The sequence below is a fragment of the Psychrobacter piscatorii genome, from assembly GCF_043641605.1.
In the GTDB taxonomy this organism is placed as follows: domain Bacteria; phylum Pseudomonadota; class Gammaproteobacteria; order Pseudomonadales; family Moraxellaceae; genus Psychrobacter; species Psychrobacter piscatorii_C.
On record NZ_JBHZRK010000013.1, the window covers coordinates 65,934 to 87,543 of the forward strand.

20 protein-coding genes are annotated in these 21,610 nt (G+C 43.2%); 3 read left to right on the forward strand and 17 right to left on the reverse strand.

All coding sequences use genetic code 11. The annotated features are described in order from the left end of the window. Positions 1–35: 35 nt before the first annotated feature. The 5 genes from ACHUET_RS11855 to ACHUET_RS11875 all read right to left on the reverse strand — a co-directional run bounded on the left by ACHUET_RS11855 (position 36) and on the right by ACHUET_RS11875 (position 4,906). On the reverse strand, positions 36–485 hold the full coding sequence (locus ACHUET_RS11855; protein WP_394213056.1) for a hypothetical protein: 450 nt from the start codon (positions 483–485) through the stop codon (positions 36–38). 28 nt (positions 486–513) lie between these two features. Further along, positions 514–795 (reverse strand): FAD assembly factor SdhE, encoded by a 282-nt coding sequence (locus ACHUET_RS11860; protein WP_394213058.1) that lies wholly within the window; start codon positions 793–795, stop codon positions 514–516. Positions 796–889: 94 nt separating this feature from the next. Beyond that, the gene (gene folP / locus ACHUET_RS11865; RefSeq protein ID WP_394213059.1) at positions 890–1,813 is read right to left on the reverse strand and encodes a dihydropteroate synthase; all 924 of its coding nucleotides are present in this window, start codon (positions 1,811–1,813) and stop codon (positions 890–892) included. A 164-nt stretch (positions 1,814–1,977) separates the two neighbouring features. Further along, positions 1,978–3,873, reverse strand: coding sequence for an ATP-dependent zinc metalloprotease FtsH (gene ftsH, locus ACHUET_RS11870; RefSeq protein ID WP_201598060.1), 1,896 nt, complete (start codon positions 3,871–3,873; stop codon positions 1,978–1,980). 400 nt (positions 3,874–4,273) lie between these two features. Then, the gene (locus ACHUET_RS11875) at positions 4,274–4,906 is read right to left on the reverse strand and encodes an RlmE family RNA methyltransferase (protein WP_371531837.1); all 633 of its coding nucleotides are present in this window, start codon (positions 4,904–4,906) and stop codon (positions 4,274–4,276) included. A 334-nt stretch (positions 4,907–5,240) separates the two neighbouring features. On the opposite strand from ACHUET_RS11875, the gene ACHUET_RS11880 reads away from it, so the two are divergent. Together ACHUET_RS11880 and ACHUET_RS11885 are read left to right on the forward strand one after the other, a co-directional pair. Further along, positions 5,241–5,552 (forward strand): YhbY family RNA-binding protein, encoded by a 312-nt coding sequence (locus tag ACHUET_RS11880; RefSeq protein ID WP_058024582.1) that lies wholly within the window; start codon positions 5,241–5,243, stop codon positions 5,550–5,552. A 204-nt stretch (positions 5,553–5,756) separates the two neighbouring features. Then, positions 5,757–6,482, forward strand: coding sequence for a DOMON domain-containing protein (locus ACHUET_RS11885; protein ID WP_394213061.1), 726 nt, complete (start codon positions 5,757–5,759; stop codon positions 6,480–6,482). Between the two features lie 135 nt (positions 6,483–6,617). Here ACHUET_RS11885 and ACHUET_RS11890 read toward each other — a convergent pair whose 3' ends face one another. Then, positions 6,618–7,346 (reverse strand): CHAP domain-containing protein, encoded by a 729-nt coding sequence (locus ACHUET_RS11890; RefSeq protein WP_201598047.1) that lies wholly within the window; start codon positions 7,344–7,346, stop codon positions 6,618–6,620. 245 nt (positions 7,347–7,591) lie between these two features. Between ACHUET_RS11890 and ACHUET_RS11895 the strand changes: the two genes are divergently transcribed. Further along, positions 7,592–8,107, forward strand: coding sequence for a hypothetical protein (locus ACHUET_RS11895; RefSeq protein ID WP_371531835.1), 516 nt, complete (start codon positions 7,592–7,594; stop codon positions 8,105–8,107). 298 nt (positions 8,108–8,405) lie between these two features. Here the strand turns inward: ACHUET_RS11895 and lpxC are convergent, their stop codons facing one another. The 11 genes from lpxC to ACHUET_RS11950 form a co-directional block, all read right to left on the reverse strand. Then, complete coding sequence (lpxC, locus tag ACHUET_RS11900; protein ID WP_394213062.1) at positions 8,406–9,323, reverse strand: UDP-3-O-acyl-N-acetylglucosamine deacetylase; 918 nt, start codon at positions 9,321–9,323, stop codon at positions 8,406–8,408. A 315-nt stretch (positions 9,324–9,638) separates the two neighbouring features. Then, positions 9,639–10,844: a cell division protein FtsZ gene (ftsZ, locus tag ACHUET_RS11905; protein ID WP_201598038.1), complete on the reverse strand. Its 1,206-nt coding sequence runs from the start codon at positions 10,842–10,844 to the stop codon at positions 9,639–9,641. Positions 10,845–11,114: 270 nt separating this feature from the next. Further along, positions 11,115–12,452 carry a cell division protein FtsA gene (gene ftsA / locus ACHUET_RS11910; protein WP_394213064.1) on the reverse strand — a complete coding sequence of 446 codons (1,338 nt, stop codon included), beginning with the start codon at positions 12,450–12,452 and terminating at the stop codon, positions 11,115–11,117. Positions 12,453–12,564: 112 nt separating this feature from the next. After that, the gene (locus ACHUET_RS11915) at positions 12,565–13,359 is read right to left on the reverse strand and encodes a cell division protein FtsQ/DivIB (RefSeq protein WP_394213066.1); all 795 of its coding nucleotides are present in this window, start codon (positions 13,357–13,359) and stop codon (positions 12,565–12,567) included. 513 nt (positions 13,360–13,872) lie between these two features. Next, entirely contained in the window at positions 13,873–14,961 is a 1,089-nt protein-coding gene (locus ACHUET_RS11920; protein ID WP_394213067.1) for a D-alanine--D-alanine ligase, read from the reverse strand. Between the two features lie 23 nt (positions 14,962–14,984). Next, the gene (murC, locus tag ACHUET_RS11925; RefSeq protein ID WP_238037916.1) at positions 14,985–16,424 is read right to left on the reverse strand and encodes a UDP-N-acetylmuramate--L-alanine ligase; all 1,440 of its coding nucleotides are present in this window, start codon (positions 16,422–16,424) and stop codon (positions 14,985–14,987) included. A gap of 86 nt (positions 16,425–16,510) precedes the next feature. Beyond that, positions 16,511–17,596 (reverse strand): undecaprenyldiphospho-muramoylpentapeptide beta-N-acetylglucosaminyltransferase, encoded by a 1,086-nt coding sequence (gene murG, locus ACHUET_RS11930; RefSeq protein WP_394213068.1) that lies wholly within the window; start codon positions 17,594–17,596, stop codon positions 16,511–16,513. A gap of 278 nt (positions 17,597–17,874) precedes the next feature. Beyond that, complete coding sequence (gshB, locus tag ACHUET_RS11935) at positions 17,875–18,846, reverse strand: glutathione synthase (protein ID WP_394213070.1); 972 nt, start codon at positions 18,844–18,846, stop codon at positions 17,875–17,877. Between the two features lie 64 nt (positions 18,847–18,910). Continuing rightward, the gene (gene pyrE / locus ACHUET_RS11940) at positions 18,911–19,615 is read right to left on the reverse strand and encodes an orotate phosphoribosyltransferase (protein WP_394213072.1); all 705 of its coding nucleotides are present in this window, start codon (positions 19,613–19,615) and stop codon (positions 18,911–18,913) included. A 61-nt stretch (positions 19,616–19,676) separates the two neighbouring features. Further along, positions 19,677–20,675 (reverse strand): hypothetical protein, encoded by a 999-nt coding sequence (locus tag ACHUET_RS11945; RefSeq protein WP_394213073.1) that lies wholly within the window; start codon positions 20,673–20,675, stop codon positions 19,677–19,679. A 93-nt stretch (positions 20,676–20,768) separates the two neighbouring features. Continuing rightward, positions 20,769–21,608 (reverse strand): SDR family oxidoreductase, encoded by an 840-nt coding sequence (locus ACHUET_RS11950; RefSeq protein WP_394213075.1) that lies wholly within the window; start codon positions 21,606–21,608, stop codon positions 20,769–20,771. Between the last annotated feature and the right edge of the window lie 2 nt (positions 21,609–21,610).

Genomic DNA, 21,610 nt, shown 5'->3' on the forward strand with positions numbered 1-21,610 from the left:
AAACTGAATAAAGACATGAAGGCTAATTAGCAAATTTAACCTTTATTGATATTGGCTAAAATGCTGAGCTCTCGCCATTGCTCAAGGCTTACTTGATCGCGAAATATAGTCATTGATAAAGATCGCTGGTAAGGCTTAACGATACTGAACTCAAAAACCATTGCCAATTGATAGCGGTTGACAGAGATTAAATGCGCTTGCCATAGCTCATCGCCGCGGCCTGTTCGCATCAACAACTGCCATTGCTTATCCATACGCTGACCAAGGGGTGGTTGGCTAAGATGCAGTATGGTTGGTCGAGATATGGCTAGATAACTTGCAACCGCTGCTGACACTATAAAGATAAGTAGGTACTGCCAAAATGCTAAAGAGGCCAGCCATGCCAACACAATCATGATACCAGCCAAGCTAACATATAGTAGCCAACGTAAGTAACTGGCAGGCTGGATAGCTGTATCAATGCGTAGAGACGTTACTAATGTCATTTATATATGCCAATCAATTGCATAGCATCTACACCAAGTCTTTGGTATGACGCCATGTTTTTATTTTATTAACGAGTGTCCATATATCATCCTCTGCTGGACGATTTTGATTGGTAAAATAATCCAATAAATCAGGGTCTTCATGCGTGAGCATCTGAGCAAATGTCTCTTGCTCAGCAGAATCTGCTGTCAGATATAACTCTTTGACATAAGGATCGATATAAAAATCTAACTCTTTCAAGCCGCGACGAGCCTGATAGATAATACGGCGCTGCTCATTGGTCGGTTCTGGCTGAGTGGTACTGGTCATAAAGATACTCTCTTTCATTTCAATAGTTTTTGATGTGGTATTGAATCATAGTGGAAAACTGGATGGTAAATATTGTATTTATCACGGTGTAGCTTTATCGAGCATTTGTACTAATAATACAATGCTCGTGATGGTACGCTGCTAATTGACTCCATAATGCCACTGCTTGCTGCATCATCCCTACATTATGCGTGCGAATGATGCTGGCACCTTGTTGTAGCGCAAATATCCCAGCAGCAGTCCCTACGGCGTCTCGTTCTATCGCTTGAGTGGTCTGTACTGCTTTAACACCGCTATTGGTCAATACTTCTGCCAAAAAGCGTTTACGTGAAATACCAAACATCATTGGCAAACCCAATGCCTGTAGGCTATCTAACTGACTTAACAAAGCACAATGATGCTCATAGTTTTTGGCAAAACCAAAACCTGGGTCAATAATAATATTTTCCTGCTTAACACCAAGGCGCATTACCTCTTCGATACGTGCGGTCAGTTCTGTGCTCACATCATCAATCACATTATCATACTGTGCAAAGTCGTTCATCGTCGTCGGCTCACCGCGCATATGCATTAACATGACAGGAATATCGAGGCTAGCGGCCAGTTCTGCAGCGCCAGTACGTTTTAGTGCTCTGACATCATTCCAAATATCAGCACCAGCATCAAAAGTTGCCTGCATGACTTCAGGACTGCTAGTATCAATAGATAACCAAATATCGTCTCCACAATGCTGGCGTATAGCTTGTACCACTGGCACAACCCGTTGTAGCTCCTCAGCAGTCGCTACAGCATCTGCATTGGGGCGAGTAGATTCGCCACCAATATCAATAATAGTAGCACCGTTATCCATCATCTGCTGACAATGAGCAACGGCACCCTCTACCGCATTGAATTGCCCACCATCTGAGAATGAATCTGGCGTTACATTCAAGATGCCCATAATATGTGGCTCAGACAAATTCAAGGTTTTATTACGGCTCGATATCTTGTAGTTGGGTAAAGGCTGAAATAATGACATGACCGATCCATCATAAATAAATTGTATAAAATAGCTCGAAGGTTCGTTATCTGTGCTTATGATACCAGTAAATCTTGTGCCGTCCTAAGCCCTTCATAAAATGAAAGCAATAAAAAAGCCCTTTATCATAAAGGGCTTTTTATCAAATACAAATCAGATATGTACTACATCGCCGGTAATGGTGGCGGTGTAGAAGTAGTCGTTTTGATGTCGTTTTTTGACAAGTTGACTTCGTTATGCTGATAGACTCTTGGTGGACGCGGTTCTTCACCTGCTAGAATATCTTGCAGTTGGTCACGGTCAATGGTTTCCCAGTTCATGAGCGCTTCGACCATTGCATGCATTTTATCTTGATTGGCTTCAATCAATTCGCGAGCGATATCGTACTGCTCTTCTAGCATACGGCGCACTTCTTCATCGACCTTTTGCTGCGTGGCTTCTGAAATCGTACGGCCACCGCCGCCAAAGTATCCTTGCGAGCTGTCATCATCTTCATACACCATGATACCTAGTGCATCAGACATACCGTACTTTGTGACCATTGCGCGTGCCATTTTGGTTGCACGTTCAAAGTCGTTTGAGGCACCCGTTGACATCTGATTGATAAAGACCTCTTCAGCGATACGGCCACCAAACAAAATCGCAATGTCGCTTAACATCTTAGATTTATACATGCTGGTTTGATCATGCTCAGGCAGCTGCCATGTCACACCAAGGGCAAAACCACGAGGCATAATAGTGACCTTATGCACAGGATCGGTACCTGGCAGTAGCTCAGCTACTAACGCATGACCCGCTTCATGATACGCAGTCGCACGGCGCTCTTCTTCGCGTATCACCATTGATTTACGCTCAGGACCCATGTATAACTTATCTTTTGCATCTTCAAAGTCATTCATGTCGACACTGGTCTTGTTACGACGCGCGGCAAACAAGGCTGCTTCATTTACAAGGTTGGCAAGCTGTGCACCACTGAATCCTGGCGTACCACGAGCAAGAGAACCTGCATCGACACTGATGGTGTTTGGCAACTTTCTCAAATGTACTTTCAAGATTTGCTCACGACCTTTGATATCTGGCAAGCCCACTTGAACCTGACGGTCAAAACGACCTGGACGCAGTAGCGCTTTATCAAGTACGTCAGCACGGTTGGTTGCGGCAATAACGATAACGCCTTCATTGCCTTCAAAACCATCCATCTCAACCAATAATTGGTTCAATGTCTGCTCACGCTCGTCATTACCGCCGCCCATACCAGAGCCACGATGACGACCGACCGCATCAATCTCATCAATAAAGATGATACAAGGGGCGCTTTTCTTTGCTTGTTCAAACATGTCGCGTACACGTGATGCACCTACACCAACAAACATCTCGACAAAGTCAGAGCCTGAGATTGAGAAGAATGGTACTTTGGCTTCACCAGCAATAGCTCTTGCTAGCAGTGTCTTACCCGTACCCGGTGGACCTACCATTAAGATACCACGAGGAATCGTTGCACCAAGTTTGGTAAATTTATCTGGGTCACGTAAGAACTCGACCACTTCAACGACTTCTTCTTTGGCTTCTTCACAACCAGCCACATCTTCGAAGTTCACCTTGATTTGATCTTCCGTCAGCATCTTCGCTTTTGACTTACCAAAGCTCATTGGGCCGCCGCCTTTACCGCCTGCACCGCCCTGCATATTACGCATAAAGAATAAAAACAGACCAATAATCAGTAAAATTGGGAAACTGGCTATCAGTAGTTGCATCAATACGCTTTGGCGCTTTGGTGCGGTCCCTTGGACTTCGACTTGGTTCTCACGTAGCATTGGCATCAACTGGTCATCTGACACAGCTGGTCTAATGGTCTCAAAAGATGAGCCATTTTTCTTTTCGCCGGTGATCTGTTCGCCGTCGATTTCGACACTGGCTACTTGGTTTTCTGACACAGCGGTCACAAACTCAGAGTAGTTAAGGTTATCCGGCTCAGATGATTGATCAAAGCCGCTAAACACCAGCACCAAAACGCCGATTACCACCAGCCACAATAAGGTATTTTTTACCATGTCGCTCACTAGTTATTCCCATCCCTTACTTATTGGTGTGTTTACTAAACACGTGACGTCTATAAACGTATTGCTCATTTTTGATAAACTTCCTAATACCAAAAAAACTTCACTTAGACTTGTATGATCTATAAATAGCATAAAGGCTGTTTTTACAAGTAATCAATACAATATAAGTGCAAAATTGTCATCATTGAGCTGATAAAACGCTTATTATCAGACGACTTTGCCTAAAACGTATGCTAAAAACAAAGGTAATATACCATGATATGTGGTGCTAACCCGTATAATTCAAGCAGCTTTCACGATTATTCAGTTAACGATTGTAGCGATTTTCACACTATGATAATAATAGTTTATGGTGATTCGTTATATCGCTTACAATAGCGGCAACTCATTGATGTTAAAACTATTTAATCGCCACCCAAAACATCTCTTTTGAGCGCGGACGTGACGCACCTGGTTTTATACTACGAATCTTACTAAAATCCTGCTGCATCTGCTTGCGTAATTCTTGTGTGCCTTCGCCCTGAAACACTTTCATAATAAGTGCGCCACCTTTTGGTAAGGTTGATAAAGCAAAGTCCACTGCCAGCTCGCATAAGTACATCATACGCGGCTGATCGATAGCGCTATTTCCAGCCGTATTGGGTGCCATATCAGACAATACCACGTCGACTTGCCTATCGCCTACTTCTGCCATAATGGCGTCGAACACTTCAGCTTCACGAAAATCACCCTGAATAAAGGTAACATCAGGCAAAGCATCCATCGCCAGAATATCAGAAGCAATCAAGATACCATCATCACCAACCAACTGTCCCGCTACTTGAGACCAACTGCCAGGCGCACTACCTAAATCCACAACCGTCATGCCTTTCTTAATCAGGTTGGTTTTTTCATTAATCTCTAATAATTTATAAGCGGCACGAGCACGGTAGCCATCTTTTTGAGCCTTTTGTACATAATGATCGTCAATATGCTCTTTCATCCAAGCACTACTGCTCTTTGATAGTTTTTTGTTTTCGATACGCGTGGCCAAAATACCTGCTCCTATTGCTTTACTAAATCTAGCTGCTTTAATTGCTCTATCACTTACAAACTGATACTAATCCGTTACGGATTATTCTAAATACGGTGTTAATCAAATTTTTTATTCATGGTTGGTCGCAAACTGACCAAATTCTATTGGTTAAATAACTGTTTTATAAGGCAGTAGCGTTTATAATGTACCAAACATTCAGTTTAACATTTTCGTCACGTAAAATCGTGCAAAATCCTGCTGATCTCATGCAAGATGGTCACAGATTATCTATAATGATCAATAACTGTTTTTGACAGTACCATTTTTATTTTTACCAACACCTAGGAATTCTATGCAACTCGATAACGCTACCATCAAACGTCTAAAAGGCATCGGTCATGAGCTAAAGCCTATCGTTATGATCGGCAACAAGGGTATTACCCCAACCATTACCGAAGAGATTGATCGCGCGCTAACAGATCATGAGCTTATCAAAGTAAAACTGCCTGCTGGCACGAAAGAAGAGCGCGACATCGTTGGCGCTGAACTTGCTAAAGCGGCTAATGCGTCTTTGGTTCATTCTATTGGACGTATGGCATTATTGCTACGTCAAAACCCAAATGCCAACCCTAAACTGTCTAACCTAGCACGTCACGCGCAATAATATGTGCTGACAAGCTCTGTTTGAGTAACAGTATGCCGCATCAGCTTAAATAATGACGGTAACTATAAAAGCCGCGATGCATCTTGCTCGCGGCTTTTATGTTGTCTGCTGGTTTTGGATTTACTTAATGTGCCTTATTAGCCTAGTTAGTCGGTTGAATCTTTTACCATTACTTTTTAAAAGTACTATAGAGTTTGTTAAACAATGAACCAATTTTTTAATCTTGTTATAGCCACCGAGACGCTAGAAAACGACGCACAGCAACTGGATGTGACAGTAGAAGAGTTACAGCGTATTTGTGTCAAGGTGAACGCCAAGATCGTTCGACAGCCAGTATTACAATTACAGTTGACCTATCAAATTACTTTACCCAGTCAAATGTTAGCCAATCAATTGGCTTGGCCGACTTGGCAGCAAACCCGAGTAGGATTTGTTGACTATCTGTGGGAGGAGACTTGCCTTGAATGCTTTTTTTCCGGTGACACTCTAAGTGATGAGGACATTACTGAGATTCAAGACGCTGAACCTTACATTGAGATTAATGCCAACCCTGATGGCCGCTATGCACTCTATAAGTTTAAAAGCTATCGTCAACCTGCCACATTGCCACCAACACCTTTATACGAGGCTGATGGACACACACGTGCCTCTATTGAGTGGACGGATAATATAAATGCACAGGACATAATACAGAACTCGTTATTCGACAAATCATCAGTAGTGCATTCCCTTTATTACTATGAGCGAGGCTTTAACGTTCCTCTAGTCGAACTTCCTAATCAAAAATACGCCATTGTAAATACGATTATTGAGCAGATACATCCTTGTGTTATTTTACAGCTCGGCAAGACTACTTTATATTTTGCCTCAAACCACGCCTCCCCGCCTGATTTCCATAATCGCAACTATTGGCCAAAATTTGTGCTTTGATTTGCTTATATGAGCTGCGCTTATTTAGATACGGCTATTCTTAGATATCATTATTCAAAGCGCAAAAAAAACCCAGCAATGTCATAAAGAACATTACTGAGTTTGGAGAAAACTTTTAATTCGTTTAACTGATACTTATTTGTCAGCCATCGCAAGGTAAATACCGCGGTCTGATGCATCATCAACATACTGCGAGTCACGCCATGTCGTATAGCTGTAGTTACCGCTATATGGGCTAATGCTGTTTTGACGGAAATCAGATACCCAGTCATTACCATCAAAAATCTGGATATGACCATGTGGACGGCTTGATGTGCGGTTATAGACAACGACGTCACCAACTTGAGGTTCCATATCGTTACTGATTTTGGTAAAACCTGCTTGGGCTAGTGTGCCACGAGAGGCATATTGATAAGCTGAAGGATTAGGCGTAAATTCGTAACCTGCTGACTGTAGCGCTTTACGTACATAGCGAGCACAGTAGCCAGAACTTCTAGATAGTGCGACTCGTGATGCGTTTGCCGCTGCGATAGCAGGAGCAGAATTACGATCAGGGACGCGACTTGCTTGCTGCTGACGCTGCTCGTATGATAAACGGCTAGTGAGTGACGCGAGCTGATATTCTTTTTGTTTAGCATGAGCGCTTAGATTGTCAATAGCTTGACTGATCTCATCGTTGCTATATACATGAGCACCACTGTTAGTGCTGTAGATGTTGCGACTAGAACCATAGTTCGCAGAAGTAGAAATATTTGTGATGGTATGACTCAAGGTATTATTTGGTTGAAAGGTTGTTTCAGCAGCACCGCTCGTCTGTGCGATACCCATTCCCAATACTGACAAAATTAATAAAGCTTGTTTCATAAATTTACTACCTATTGTTAATACAAGTCTGCTCGTCATCCGTGACGAAACATCAATTAATTTAGAAGATATAATCATTAAACAAACATGATAAAATCTTTATCACAACAGCTCGTTCTTTTATAGTGACTAACACCATTATCATCGCCCGTTTAGTCAACTACCTCATAAAATTTTGCTGTATATCGCTTTTAGCATGTCTATTCTACATATCGAGTTTGTCACCTAATAGATGAGTCATCACGATGTCAAAAAAACAGCCTAATCGGCTTGCCCAGCTTATAGATCATCAAGCGTTTGCTGGTAGTGCGCTACCTCAAACTCTTGCTAATAACATGCGGCTATATATAGAAGCGACCAATGAGGTAAAAGAGCTGCTGGTAGACTGTCTACCTGAGGAAATCCTCAATACCTGTTGGGTCGTAGGCTTAACCTCTGAGCAGTTAATACTCAGTGTGGGTTCGATGACCGCGGCTAATCATATTCGCTATTTACAAAACGCGTATTTGCAAGTATTAACAGAGCAGTCAATTACATTTAAACAACTCAAGCAAATTCGTGTTGTAGTAGCTAAAACATCTGCCAATAATTATTCATCTAAACAATCATCAGCGTTATCAGCAACCTTGTCCAAACCTGGTAAAGCCAATGAAAATCAGGCTCTTAGCCAAAACACAAAACGGACTATATCACAGGCTGCAGAGCATGTCACCACTGATGAAAATCTAAAAAAAGCCCTCCTACGCCTAGCAAATCATTAAAAATACAGATATTACAATGTAAAGTTATGTAAATAAAACCATGAAATGAGATTGGTAACGCTGCCTTTTTGTAATATCCTAAACAAAAAAAATCATCTATTGGTGCCATTCAATTTATGAATAGAACCAATAGATGATTTGGAAATCACCTACAGCTTTTACGCACTCTGCCTTAGAATAAAATTCACAAAATGCTATAGACTTTATATTCAAAATATTGCATATTATATAAATGTAATTATAGCGTTGCTATGTAATATTGCGTAAATGTTTCGATACTTCGTGTATATTCCTGTATTTATCCTTCAACTGCTAAACCATTTAGCGGTGAATATTCGATTGGGCATGTTACATTGTCATCAAAAGTTACAATTTCAAAGTTATTTTCATCAGAGAGTATTTCACGCACTAACAAATTATTTAATGCATGACCAGATTTGTAGGCATTAAAACGACCGACGATAGGATAACCAATCAGATATAAATCTCCGAGCGCATCTAAAATTTTATGGCGAACAAATTCATCATTAAAGCGTAGGCCTTCTTCATTAAGAATATTGGCATCATCGATGACGATGGCATTTTCCATACTGCCGCCCAAGGCCAGATTATTCTGACGCAATTGTTCTATGTCACGCAAAAAGCCAAAAGTACGTGCTTCGCTTAGCTGCTCAATAAAGTTTTGGGTAGAGAATTGCAGTTGAGCATGTTGAAAATTTTTGTCAATGGCAGGGTGATCAAAGTCAATCTCAAAATTCAATTCAAACCCGTCATAAGGGCGTAGCTCTGCCCATTTATCATCTACTTTGACTCGTACTGGTCGTACAATCTTAATGAACTTCTTTAAAGCATCTTGTTCACAGAATCCTGCATCAAGTAGCAAAGCAACAAAAGGAGCGGCACTACCGTCCATAATCGGTATTTCTGAAGCAGAAACACGAATCAATAGATTATCTACCCCAAGCCCAGCGATCGCACTTAGCAAATGCTCAACCGTACCTACACGCGTACCACTAAATACTAGATTCGAAGACATCATCGTGTCTTGCACCAAAAAAGCACTTGCTGGAATAGGCTCGCTGCCTACAATATCAGAGCGCTCGAAAACAATACCAGTATCAACCGGCTGTGGATGAAACTCCAAGTCAACAGGTTGACCACTATGGAGACCAGTACCTGTAACGGCTATCGCTGTCTTTATGGTTCTTTGGTTCATGGCTGTCTTCTCACATATTTTGTTACAATTGACATAGTGTACCACTACCTCCCCCATATTCGCTACAAATAAAAAGTGTTAATTTCCTTATCTCTTTGATTGATAACGCTTATCGTCATTATCTCACCATATATTTTCACAATTTTATGCTTTATTGAACGCTTTGAAATACTAGATTCTGGATATATTTTTCGATCAGAAACATTTTGCGATACTCCTGATTTTGTCATTCTTCTTTTATAAGCCAGTCTTTTCTACGTAGACACAAAAAAGCCAGCGTTTGAGCGCTGGCTTTTTTGACTTAGTCCTAAAAAACTATTTGTTCTGTTGACGCTTCAGATAGTCTTGGATGCTGTTGGTTTTGGTTTTTGTCTGCTCTTGAGGCGCGCTTGGGCGTGCAACATTAACGTTATCTTGATGCAGTTGAGCTTGTGATTTTTTCTGACTATTTAATGCACTGGTATGTACATTAGGATCGACAGGTTGTGTACTATTCACAGAAGGAACAGGTTGTTCAACCACTTCTGGCTCTTGCCCTGCGTTTTCATCTAAAGTCAGACCCGTTGCAATAACTGTTACATGCAAGTCATCACCCATTTTTTCATCGATTACAGAACCGTAGAAAATATGAGCATCATCGATATCAGTAATTTCTTCAACGATGATGCTGATTTTGCTCATCTCATCAAGTGATAATGACTCAGAAGAAATCACGTTGACCAATAGACCTTTGGCATTCTCTAGACGTAAATCATCAAGTAGTGGCGATCTGATGGCTTTTTCGGTGGCTTGACGTGCACGATCATCACCGCTTGCACGGCCAATACCCATCATTGCATGACCTTTAGCTGTCATTGCTGTACGAATATCGTTAAAGTCAATATTGATCATACCTTCGCTAGCGATCGTCTCTGCAATACCTTGAACCGCATGTAGCAAAACATCGTCCGCTTTTTTGAAAGCGTCTTGCATAGAGATGTTGCCGTATACGCTCATCAACTTATCATTTGGAATCGTGATAATTGAATCAACGAAATTGGTCAACTGCTCGATACCTGCTTTCGCAGCTTTGATACGTTTGCCACCTTCAAATTTAAATGGCGTGGTCACAACAGCAACCGTCAATACTTCCATTTCTTTGGCAATACGTGCAACCACTGGTGCTGCGCCTGTACCTGTCCCGCCACCCATACCAGCAGTGATAAATACCATATCTGAGTGTTCAAGCAATGCACGGATAGCTTCTTCTTCGCTTTCTGCTGCTTCACGACCAACTTCTGGATTTGCACCTGCACCTAGACCACGGTTCGTTTTTGCACCAAGTTGTAGTTTGTGCGGTGCAGTCAGACGATCTAGCGCTTGCTTATCTGTATTAGCACAGACGAACGTTACACCTCTAATCCCTTGTTGTACCATATGTTCAACCGCATTACCGCCGCCGCCGCCAACACCGAATACAGTGAAGCTCGCTTGGCCGTTATTTTGAAGCTGGTTATCATCTGGCATGGTGTATTTTGACATAAAAAAGATTCTCCAGTTGCAGATAGCGTGTAGGTCGATACGTAGTAACGCACTCATATGGCGCGCTATCGACATACTATATATAAATGTATTTAAATAAAACAGGGCTATGGATCAAATAGTTCAGCGCGGACCATAATACGTCATCATCGCTTAAGGTATTACTGTTACTGCTTAGCGCATTACTTTCAATATGACTTCAATTTTTGCTTACTTTATTCGAGAGCATCTTACAAAAGCGTTTATGCTCTACATGTTTGGTCATTAGGTCTATAGTATTTTTTTCAACACATCAGCAAAACGTTTGCCTGCGCTTTGAAAGACTCCTGTGACTCGATTTTTTTGAATCGTATCAGGTTCGCTTTTTTCACTACGGCGGAACTGCTCGCTTTGACTATATAATAGTGTGCCAAAAGCTGTCTGGTAAGCCCGGTCATTGACCTGACTATTAAGTTGTTTAAATGACTCGTCGTTATCAAAATGATTGTAAGCACTAATAGCAGGATGCGTATTGGTCAATACCACTGGCATTTTGAGCAGTCGTTTAGCAAACGGTATCATACCTTTAATTGTACTACCGCCGCCTGTCAGCACGATACCTTTGTCAATATAGCCTATCAAACCTGCTTCATGCAGTTGACGAGCGACTTCAGTGAATATCTGTACATAACGCGCTTCAATGATGCGTGCTAAATTATAGATACCGATGTTGATTTCATCGCTCGATCCTTGAGGTTTAAACAAAAAGAATGAGCTTGGATCGACACTATTGGCATCAGCGGTACCATGAGACTTTTTCAGTTTCTCAGCTTCGATCATCGATATACCAAAATCAGCTGAGATATCCATTGTCACTTCATGGCTGCCAGTAGCAATACAATGCGTAAAAATCAATTTGTTTTCTTTGTAGACGCAGATACTGGTCGTACTAGCACCGATATCTACCAAGCAAACCCCTTGCTGACGTTCTTCAGGCATCAGACTATATTCAGCACTGGTCACTGCATCAAACACGATGTGATCAATACCAACATCGCAGCTTTGTAGTAGTTTTTGAATATTTTGGCGGCTAGCGACAGGCATCATCATCATGTGGTACATCACAGTGATATTATGTGCCATCATCTCAATCACATCGTCAACCATGAAGTCTTGATCATCAACATAGATACCTTGCTGGCAACAATGCATGAGGTAGTAATCGGATGGCAGATCGCGCGACTTGGCATTAGATAAGGCCTGTACCATATCTTTGGCACGTACGAACTCGTCCTCAACCCTCACTTCTCCAGCACTGTTTTTACTAGATAACTCAGGCGTTGCGAGCGTCAACCACACACTATGCACGCGGCAATTGGCAGTATCTTCTGCTTCTTGAATGGCTTGCTTGATAGCACCTTGTAGGCGTTCACGATGCTTGATTTGGCCCTGATAAAAATCGCTATTTTTAACTTGTCCTACGCCTAAGATACGAATGTCTTTTGCAGAGACAACATTGCCAATGACGACATATACTGCCGTGGCACTTAGATGGACAACAACCAAATTTTCGTTATATTTCATGGTACCAGACAAATTATTACTAAATAGGAGCGCAAATAACGCCATCCTATTGAATCATTAAAAAAAGCGCTGTTAATACGCTATGATGTTGTACATATATTATTCGTTTTGGGCAAACAGTTTGGACTCAAGTCATCACTCATCAGTATTACTTTAATTATTTGGGCTCATCAACTGGCGGCGCTGACATATCCCAAGCAATTGTAAAACCGTTCTTGTAGCGTAAGTCTACAGATTGCATCTCATCTCGGCGTCCGCTTAACTGATTACCCAGCAACTGGCTTAGATTCAGTAATTTTTGTGCGGTGTTCTCATTATCGACGATGACGCGCAAACCATTATCAAAACGAATGAGCCAAGTCATTCTTGGTGACAAAATAATGTCTTCAACCTGCATATCAAGTGGCGCATACCAATCATTGACTTGCTGCATTTGCTGCATGATGACTGGCGCTTGAGCCGTTTCACCTTGCAAAGTAGCAAAACGCTCTTGCGTCAAGTCGCTACTATCAGCAGGAACGAACACGGATCCTTTTGCATCAACCAAGCGCTCTGTCCCAAAATTAGCGACTGCTTGCTTAGGTAAGGCGGTAACCACAATGCCGCGTTGCCAGTCTCGAGAGATACTCACTTGATCAACCCATGCAAGGCTTGTCGTAATATCTCTTAATGCTTGCAAATCAGAAGTAAAAAAACTGCTGACCTTTTGCTGGTCCATCACTGTCTGCAATGAGTTATATTGAGCGGTAGATAGCCCTTGACTACTGACATGAATCTCAGCAGGCGGTGCATCACGTAACGCTTTACCACCCATTATCAATATTAGTACCAATAATCCTAATACCAATATCATAAAAAGATATCGGGCCGAGGTCGGTAATTGGAGTTTAGATGCTGGGCGACCGGCTTTATCACTCATCAAGTCAGTTACCTCGTTGACAGTTTGAGCCATAACGACCTTTGTCCCTATATTTGCATAAAACTGATCATGCTAATTATTGATGTAAACCTGCAAGTTTTTGCAGAAGCTTATTAAGGCAATATATTATCAAAGACTGTCAATAAAAAGACTGATAGTCAGCGATTATTCTTATTTAAACGTAACATTTTTCTTAGGTTATGAATAACTTATAGGTTATCCCTACAAAAAACGTAAATATTACTAAAACAAAGCTATTCTTACAATATTAACGTATTTTATAGGCAAACAATAGCGTAACGCTCGCTAGCAGCCTTGAATTTACACAAGTTTACATGAAGCTGTGTTATAGCAGCTCTAGTGACACATTAACGACTTTTTTGGCTAAAATCGTGCTGATATAAAAATGATAAAGCTAAGCAACGATAAATCTCTATATAATTTATCGTTGCCCATGTTTTAACATGGCTCATTTACTCAATGTGATTGTCATCAGACTCATTGTTAGAAAATTATGATAAATATGATGAACGCCACATTAAAAAATTAGACTGTCTGCGATAATATGTGCCAGCACAACGTGTCAAAATCCATGCCTCGAGCTTTGGCTGCCATTGGTACCAAACTATGACTGGTCATACCGGGCACAGTATTGATCTCAAGCAACCAAAAATTCCCTGCTTCATCCTGCATGGCATCGATACGTCCCCAGCCTTTTGCATCCACTGCACGGAATGCCGCCAGACTTAAATCTTGCAGATGCTTCTCATCAGCAGCACTCAATCCGCAAGGAATATAGTAGCTGGTATCGTTACGATTGTACTTGGCTTCAAAGTCATAGAAGTTTGTGATATCAGCAGGCTCAAGTCGAATGACAGGGTAAGCTTCGTCATCGATAATCACAATCGTAAACTCACGACCTGTGATCCAGCGCTCAGCCATCACAGCATCACCACACTGGACTGCTGTGGCATAGGCAGCAGGTAGCTCATCCAGATGGTTGACCTTGGTCATACCAATGCTTGAACCTTCATGAACGGGTTTAATAATAAGTGGCAGTCCTAGCATGTTGACTACTTGCTGCCAGTCGGTATCAGCCGTCAATAATGAAAACGGCGCTGTAGATAAACCGCAACCTTGCCATAGTTGTTTGGTACGAACTTTGTCCATACCCAGCGCTGATGCCAAAATGCCAGATCCCGTTTGCGGTATATCAAACCACTGTAATACACCTTGCAATAGGCCATCTTCGCCGCCACGACCGTGCAAGACATTAAACACGCGATCGTACTCACGCAATTCTGTGATGTCTTGATGCTTAGGGTCAAAATGAGTGGCGTCGACACCTTGGTTTTGCAGTGCTTGCAGTACGGCCGCCCCGCTATCCAAAGACACGCTGCGCTCATTGCTGCTACCACCATAGATCACAGCGACTTTACCAAACTGAGCGGCATCTTTTACATGACCAGTCATCGTACTGATAGCTTTTTCATTTGGCGAAATGCTCGCGTCGCTTTGTCCTGCTTGTGCAGCCGCCGCCAATGCTGGTTCTGGATTGGTAATGGCTGACTTATCTTCGGTATCATCGATAGCGAGATTCTGAGTACTCATTTTTTCTTTATTATTAGTCGTCATGAAGATAATTCCTAAATTTTAGCTTACTTGATGTAAAGATTATTGGCAGCCAAATCAATAGCGATCTGTCCCACATTACCCGCGCCTTGCGTGATAAGCATGTCGTTGGCTTTTAATAAACGCTGCATCACAGGGGCAAGATTGTCTTTGTCAATAATCGTCGGTTCAACTTCACCGCGCAGACGGATACTACGTGCTAATGACTTGGTATCAGCGCCTATAATCGGGCTTTCACCTGCTGAATATACATCCAATAGTAGCAGCTCATCAACACTTGATAGCACTTCGACAAAATCATCATAGCAATCACGGGTACGGCTATAACGATGCGGTTGAAATAACATCACTAAACGGCGATCAGGAAAGCTTTGGCGAGCGGCTTTGATGGTTGCGTCAACTTCTTTTGGATGATGACCGTAATCATCAATCAATAGGACATTACCATCATCGATATCGACCGAGGCATGCTGCTCAAATCGGCGACCTACCCCTTCAAATTTCTGTAAGGCACGCTCAATCGCGGCATCATCAACGCCTTCATCGGTTGCCATGGTGATAGCAGCCAGCGCGTTATAAACATTGTGTGTACCAGGAATGTTTAGCGTGAGACGCAATGGCTCACGGTCACGGCGCAATACCGTAAAGTGAGTCTTGGTACCTTCTGTCACCAAATCGACCGCTTGTACGTCATTAAATGGCTCAAGACCAAAGGTCAATACTGGACGACCAATATCATCAATCATTGCATACAGCTCAGGGTCATCACCGCATACCACGGCCAAGCCATAAAACGGCATATTGTGTAAAAATTGAATGTATGCGGCTTTTAAATTATCAAAGCTGTTGCCATAGGTTTCCATGTGATCTTGATCGATATTGGTCACAATTGCTGCCATTGGACGCAGTGATAAAAAAGACGCATCGGACTCATCCGCTTCTGCTACCAAAAAACGGCTGTTGCCTAGTGCTGCATTTTTACCCGATGCATTTAGCTTACCACCAATCACATAGGTAGGATCTAGCTGTCCTTCTGCCATCATCGTGGTGAGCAAACTGGTCGTCGTCGTTTTACCATGCGCACCAGCAACCGCAATGCCATGGCGATAACGCATCAACTCGCCAAGCATATCGGCGCGACGTACGACTGGCAGACGAGCTTCAAGCGCGGCTTTGACCTCAGGATTGCTACGATCAATCGCTGATGACACGACGATCACGTCAGCGTTGGCAATGTTTTTGGAATCATGACCAATCGATATCTTGATGCCAATCTGCTGTAGACGCTTCGTCACCAAGCTTTCTGCAATGTCAGAACCACTGACTTGATAGCCTTGATTGTTCATTACCTCAGCGATACCGCACATGCCTGAGCCACCAATACCAATAAAATGCAAATGCTGAATGCGGCGCATTTCTGGTATTTCAATCAAACGCTTAGGAAGGGCTTTGGCAGAGGTAGACATAAAATTTTCTCTTTATTAAAGGATAATAAAAATTAAAGGACAGTGAAATATGATCAATAAAAAATAACGAGTGGCAAAAATTTAGACTATAAGGCTTGCCAAATAATATCAGCCACTTGCTTACTCGCGCTGCGATTGGCAAGCGCATGACCTTTTTTAGCCATCTCAAGGCATTTCTCTCGATTGAGTATGCTAAGCTCATCACTTAGACGTTTAGCCGTTAGCTCTGACTGTGGCAATAAAACCGCAGCAGCATGTGAGGTCAATGTGCGCGCATTGGCGGTTTGATGATCATCAACCGCATGTGGTAGCGGTACAAAAATAGCGGCAATACCGACATTTTGGATCTCAGTCACTGTCAATGCACCAGCGCGGCAAACGATAATATCTGCCCAGTTGTAGGCCGCCGCCATATCATCGATAAAGGGCTGCACTGTGAACTGATGCTTGCTCAAATCTTGCTCGCTATAAGCCGCCTGAGTGGCTGCTTCGTTATTGCGTCCGCATTGATGAAGGACTTCAAAGGGCTGGTCTAGCAAAGCCAGTGCTTTTGGCACGGTATCATTCAATACCTGAGCACCAAGCGAGCCACCTACGACCAGCAGTTTAAGGGGTGAGCTATCACTGATATCATAACGCGCCTTTGGCTCTGCGACACCAGTGATGGCGTTACGCACAGGATTGCCAACTGTTTCAAGCTTGGCATCTTGCTCACTATTGGCAAAGGTGTTTTCAAATGCTTGTAATACTTTGGTAGACAGCTTAGACAGGTAACGATTGCTCATGCCAGCGATGGCATTTTGTTCATGGATAATCAGCGGTGTATTGGTCAGACGTGCAGCCAGTCCACCAGGCGCACTCACATAGCCACCAAAACCAACGACCACGTCAATCTGATTGCTGCGAATCACTTTTACCGCAGCCATCGTCGCTGACAATAACGTTACTGGCAGCTTAACTAAACGACCCACACCCTTACCACGCAGCCCCTGCATATTGATGGCATGAAAAGGATAACCTGTCGGTTCAACCAAACCATTTTCCATACCATTTGGCGTTCCAAGCCAATGAATAACCGCACCGCGACCGGTCAGCTCGTCGCTCACGGCAAGCGCGGGAAAAACATGCCCGCCCGTCCCAGCTGCCATCATCAATATATGCGGTGTTTTCATGAACGCCTGCCTATCTTTATTTTATTTGTATGAAGGGTTTATCTCACTGCTGCGCTGACAATTATGAAAAATAATGACCTAGCCAAAGCCCGCATAGTATAGAGGAAATCATTGTCTTATATACAGTACTTTATGCAGTAGAAATAACAAAAAAACCAAGCCATGAGCTGGCATGACTTGGCGTCATGTACTACTGACACACGACCCTAAAAGGCAATGCTAAACGAAGTATTAAAACGTACTTTATCTAATAAACAGGTGTCTTAGACTGTCTAAAACTATGCCATAAATTTATTCTCAATCGCCATAATAAAGTCGGTCGCGATATCCGTACCGCACTGGTCATCAATCTCACGTACGCACGTTGGACTGGTGACATTAATCTCAGTGATACGTCCACCGATCAAGTCCAAACCCACGAAAATCAGACCTTTTTCTTTGACAATCGGTGCCACAACTTCTGCCACTTGGCGTTCAATATCGGTCAATGGCATAGCAACGCCGCGACCACCTGCGGCAAGGTTGCCACGGGTCTCGCCTTTGCTTGGTATACGGGCCAAGCTATAATCCACCACAACGCCATCAACGATAAGTACGCGTTTATCGCCATCTTTGATCTCTGGCAAATAACGCTGCGCCATGATTGGCAAGGTTTCAAGCTCAGTCAGCACCTCAATCGTTACGCCAATATTTGGACTATCAGCAGTCAGACGGAAGATACCCGTACCGCCCATACCATCGAGCGGCTTAACGATGACATCTTGATGCTCAGCGATAAACTGACGAATGTGAGCTTGTTTGCTGGTCACAATCGTTGGACTCATATACTCACTAAACCACGTCGCAAATAATTTCTCATTACAATCACGGATGGCTTGCGGATCATTGACCACGAGCACGCCTGCGGCTTTGGCATGATCTAACATATAAGTGGCATAAATAAAGCGCATATCAAACGGTGGGTCTTTGCGCATCAAAATCACGTCATAGTCAGTAACCGAGCCTGTCGTTTTATCACCCAGTGTATAAAAATCTGCAGGATCACGCTTCACCGTAAGCGGCTGAGTATCGACCATTAATTGTCCACGATCCAACCACAGGTCATGAATCTGACAGTAACCAAGCTGATGGCCACGGTCTTGAGCGGCCCACATCATAGCAAGACTGGTGTCTTTTTTATAATTGACCCGCTCGATAGGATCCATAATAACGAGTATTTTTAGCGATTTTTCTTGGTTTTGTTGGCTCATTGTTTGACTCATAGTAGGGCTCACTTACGTTATATTATTAGTATAAAACAGGCTCAGTACCCAACTATACGCCGTACTGCTCACGGTAATGTTGCATTTTGGCTAACTGAGTCGCGTCTTTATATTGGCTATTTTCGTCTGCCAGATAACTGATTAAATCGTCGATATCAACCAATGCACGCACTGGCACTGCTAATGTGGCAGCAAGCTCTTGAATAGCAGAGTGCTCAGCTTGGCCTTTTTCTTTGCGATCAAGCGCGACAATAATACCTGCAACGCTTGCTCCTGCTTTCTCTAGAATCTCCACCACTTCACGCATCGCTGTGCCTGCTGTAATGACATCGTCAAGCACCCAAACAGCCTTGCCACTTACGTCAGCACCGACCAAGTTGCCCCCTTCACCGTGAGTTTTGGCTTCTTTACGGTTATAACCCCATTTTGCATTGATGCCATGATGTAGCCATAATGCTTGCGCGGTTGCTGCCACAAAAGGTATACCTTTATAAGCCGCACCAAAGATGACAAGCTCTTGCTCATCAGCGCCATCAGTTGCCGTGCTCATTTGTTCAGCCAAGGCATCCGCATAGCCGCGTGCTAGCAGTGATAACATCTCACCCGTTGCAAGCAGACCTGCATTAAAAAAATATGGACTGATACGACCAGACTTGAGGACAAACTCGCCGAATTTAAGTACTTGGTTATCTAAAGCCAGTTGAATAAATTGATGAGATGAAAACGTAGGGTCTTGCGGGCGTGATACGTGAGACATGATGACATTCCTATCGGCAAAAAGAGGGGCGAAAAATTTGCATTATTGTACGCATTATTGATCAGCTTGACCAACCGTTGATTTCGTAATCCTGCATATTGGCATAGCGAGTCAACAAACCACTACGCGACGAGATATTAAAATAACTCTGTCCATCTGCTCGCACTTGTATCTCCCAGCCTAAATGATAGGCCGCAACAATGATGTGACCAGCAAATATCCGGATCTGACGATATGCGTGACGCTGGGCAGGCTCACAGACAATTTGACTAAGCAAATAGCTACGTACGTGCTGGCAAATTTGCGCGGCACTATAGCTATGATTGATACTTTTACGAGTACCACATTGCTTGAGAGCATGAACGGCAGCGCTACAGGCCATAATATCTGTCGCCAAACTACCCTCACCTGTCTCAAATTGCTGCGGTTGCAAAATCACTTGCCAATCATCGGCATACAGGCTACTCAGTAGCTCATCAGGATTATAGCGTTTGATCAATGCGCGCAGAGAGGCTGAAGACTCATTAACTTTGTCATTGTTATTTGGCTCAGCCATCTCGTCGCTATCAGCAGAGCCAAACCCATATCGGTTGAGTTTTGGATAGGTACGAATCGCCTGCTGGATATCTGACATGTCTAATAATGTCATCTCTGATAATGGCGATAATAAAAGCTGATCACTGTGGTTTTGATAAAAGCTATCAGGCAACTCGACAAGCTGCGCCGCCTTGAGTAATGATAAATGCTCTGCCAAAGGCTCTGAAGCAATCAGCGACCATTTTGACAAGCTATCTGCATTAGGCTGATAAAACCGCGTCGAATGACCATAAAGCCGGCGCAACTGGCCGTTTAAGCGGCGGGCAGGCTCAGGAATATCACTCAGCGGTCTGGCAGGATCAAGGGGTGATCGTTTGGGATCAAAATTAGGATGTACGATTGCAGGTTGCTGTGAATCAGCTAGCATAGAGGACTGCCCAGCATCGCCTTTCGTGAGCTTGCTACCTTCTGCTGCCAGACTAGCATGAGACAAACGGTCATCAGAAGTAGAAGGCTGGGTCATGAAATCTCCATACAAAATAAACTATAAAAACGATCAAACTAAAAGACGATCTTAAGCTTAAGAGTTTATACTTAAATACTTACACCGAAGAGATTACTCTTGGTGAGCTAAAATATCACGGTATCCTGTTTGCCAATCAGCGTACTCAAGCCAAGCTAACGGAATATTGCTGTGTAAGCGCTTTCCTGTCACAGATGTTTTTTTGTCATCGATAGTAGGCGCGGCTTCACCGATTTGTTCACTTAACCAAACGCCAAGCTCAAAGGTGGTCACAGGTCTGTAGTCTGTCGCAAGGTAGAGTGGCTTTGGTGTTTCTGTCGTCAACACATTGGCAATGATAGTGACCAAGTCGCGATCCATAATACGATTGCTCCAATGCTCGGCGGCTACTGGCTCTTTTTGTGGCTCGCGAGCTTTTCGCAGGCGCATAAGACGATCACGTCCATAAATACCGCTAGGACGAATGATGATGGCTTTGTCACCAAAGCTTTGTTGCAGTGCTTGTTCTGCTTGCAATATAACCTTTGATGCGTCACGCTCAGGCGTCATAGGTTCAGTATACTCATCGATCCATTCGCCATTGTCTTGACCGTAAACACCAGTAGAAGAAATAAACACGACGCGCTGCAGGTTCGCCAGATTCGGAGCAAGCGTTGCCAAATGCTGGCTAATCGCCAAGTAGCTGTCATGATAACCGCTGGTCGAATACTCATCAGGGGTGACGATAATCGCAATATGCGTAAATGCTTGCAGCTGATCGGTTGTCAGAGTCAGCGCATCTGCCTGCAAAAATTTAGCGTTATCCACTAATGCATAATGATCACGTTCACTACGAGCCAGCCCTGTCACCAAAAAGCCATCTTGTGCCAGCTTATTGGTGACTGGCAAGCCGATATCACCTTGCCCGATGATGAGTATATTTGGTGTATTCATAA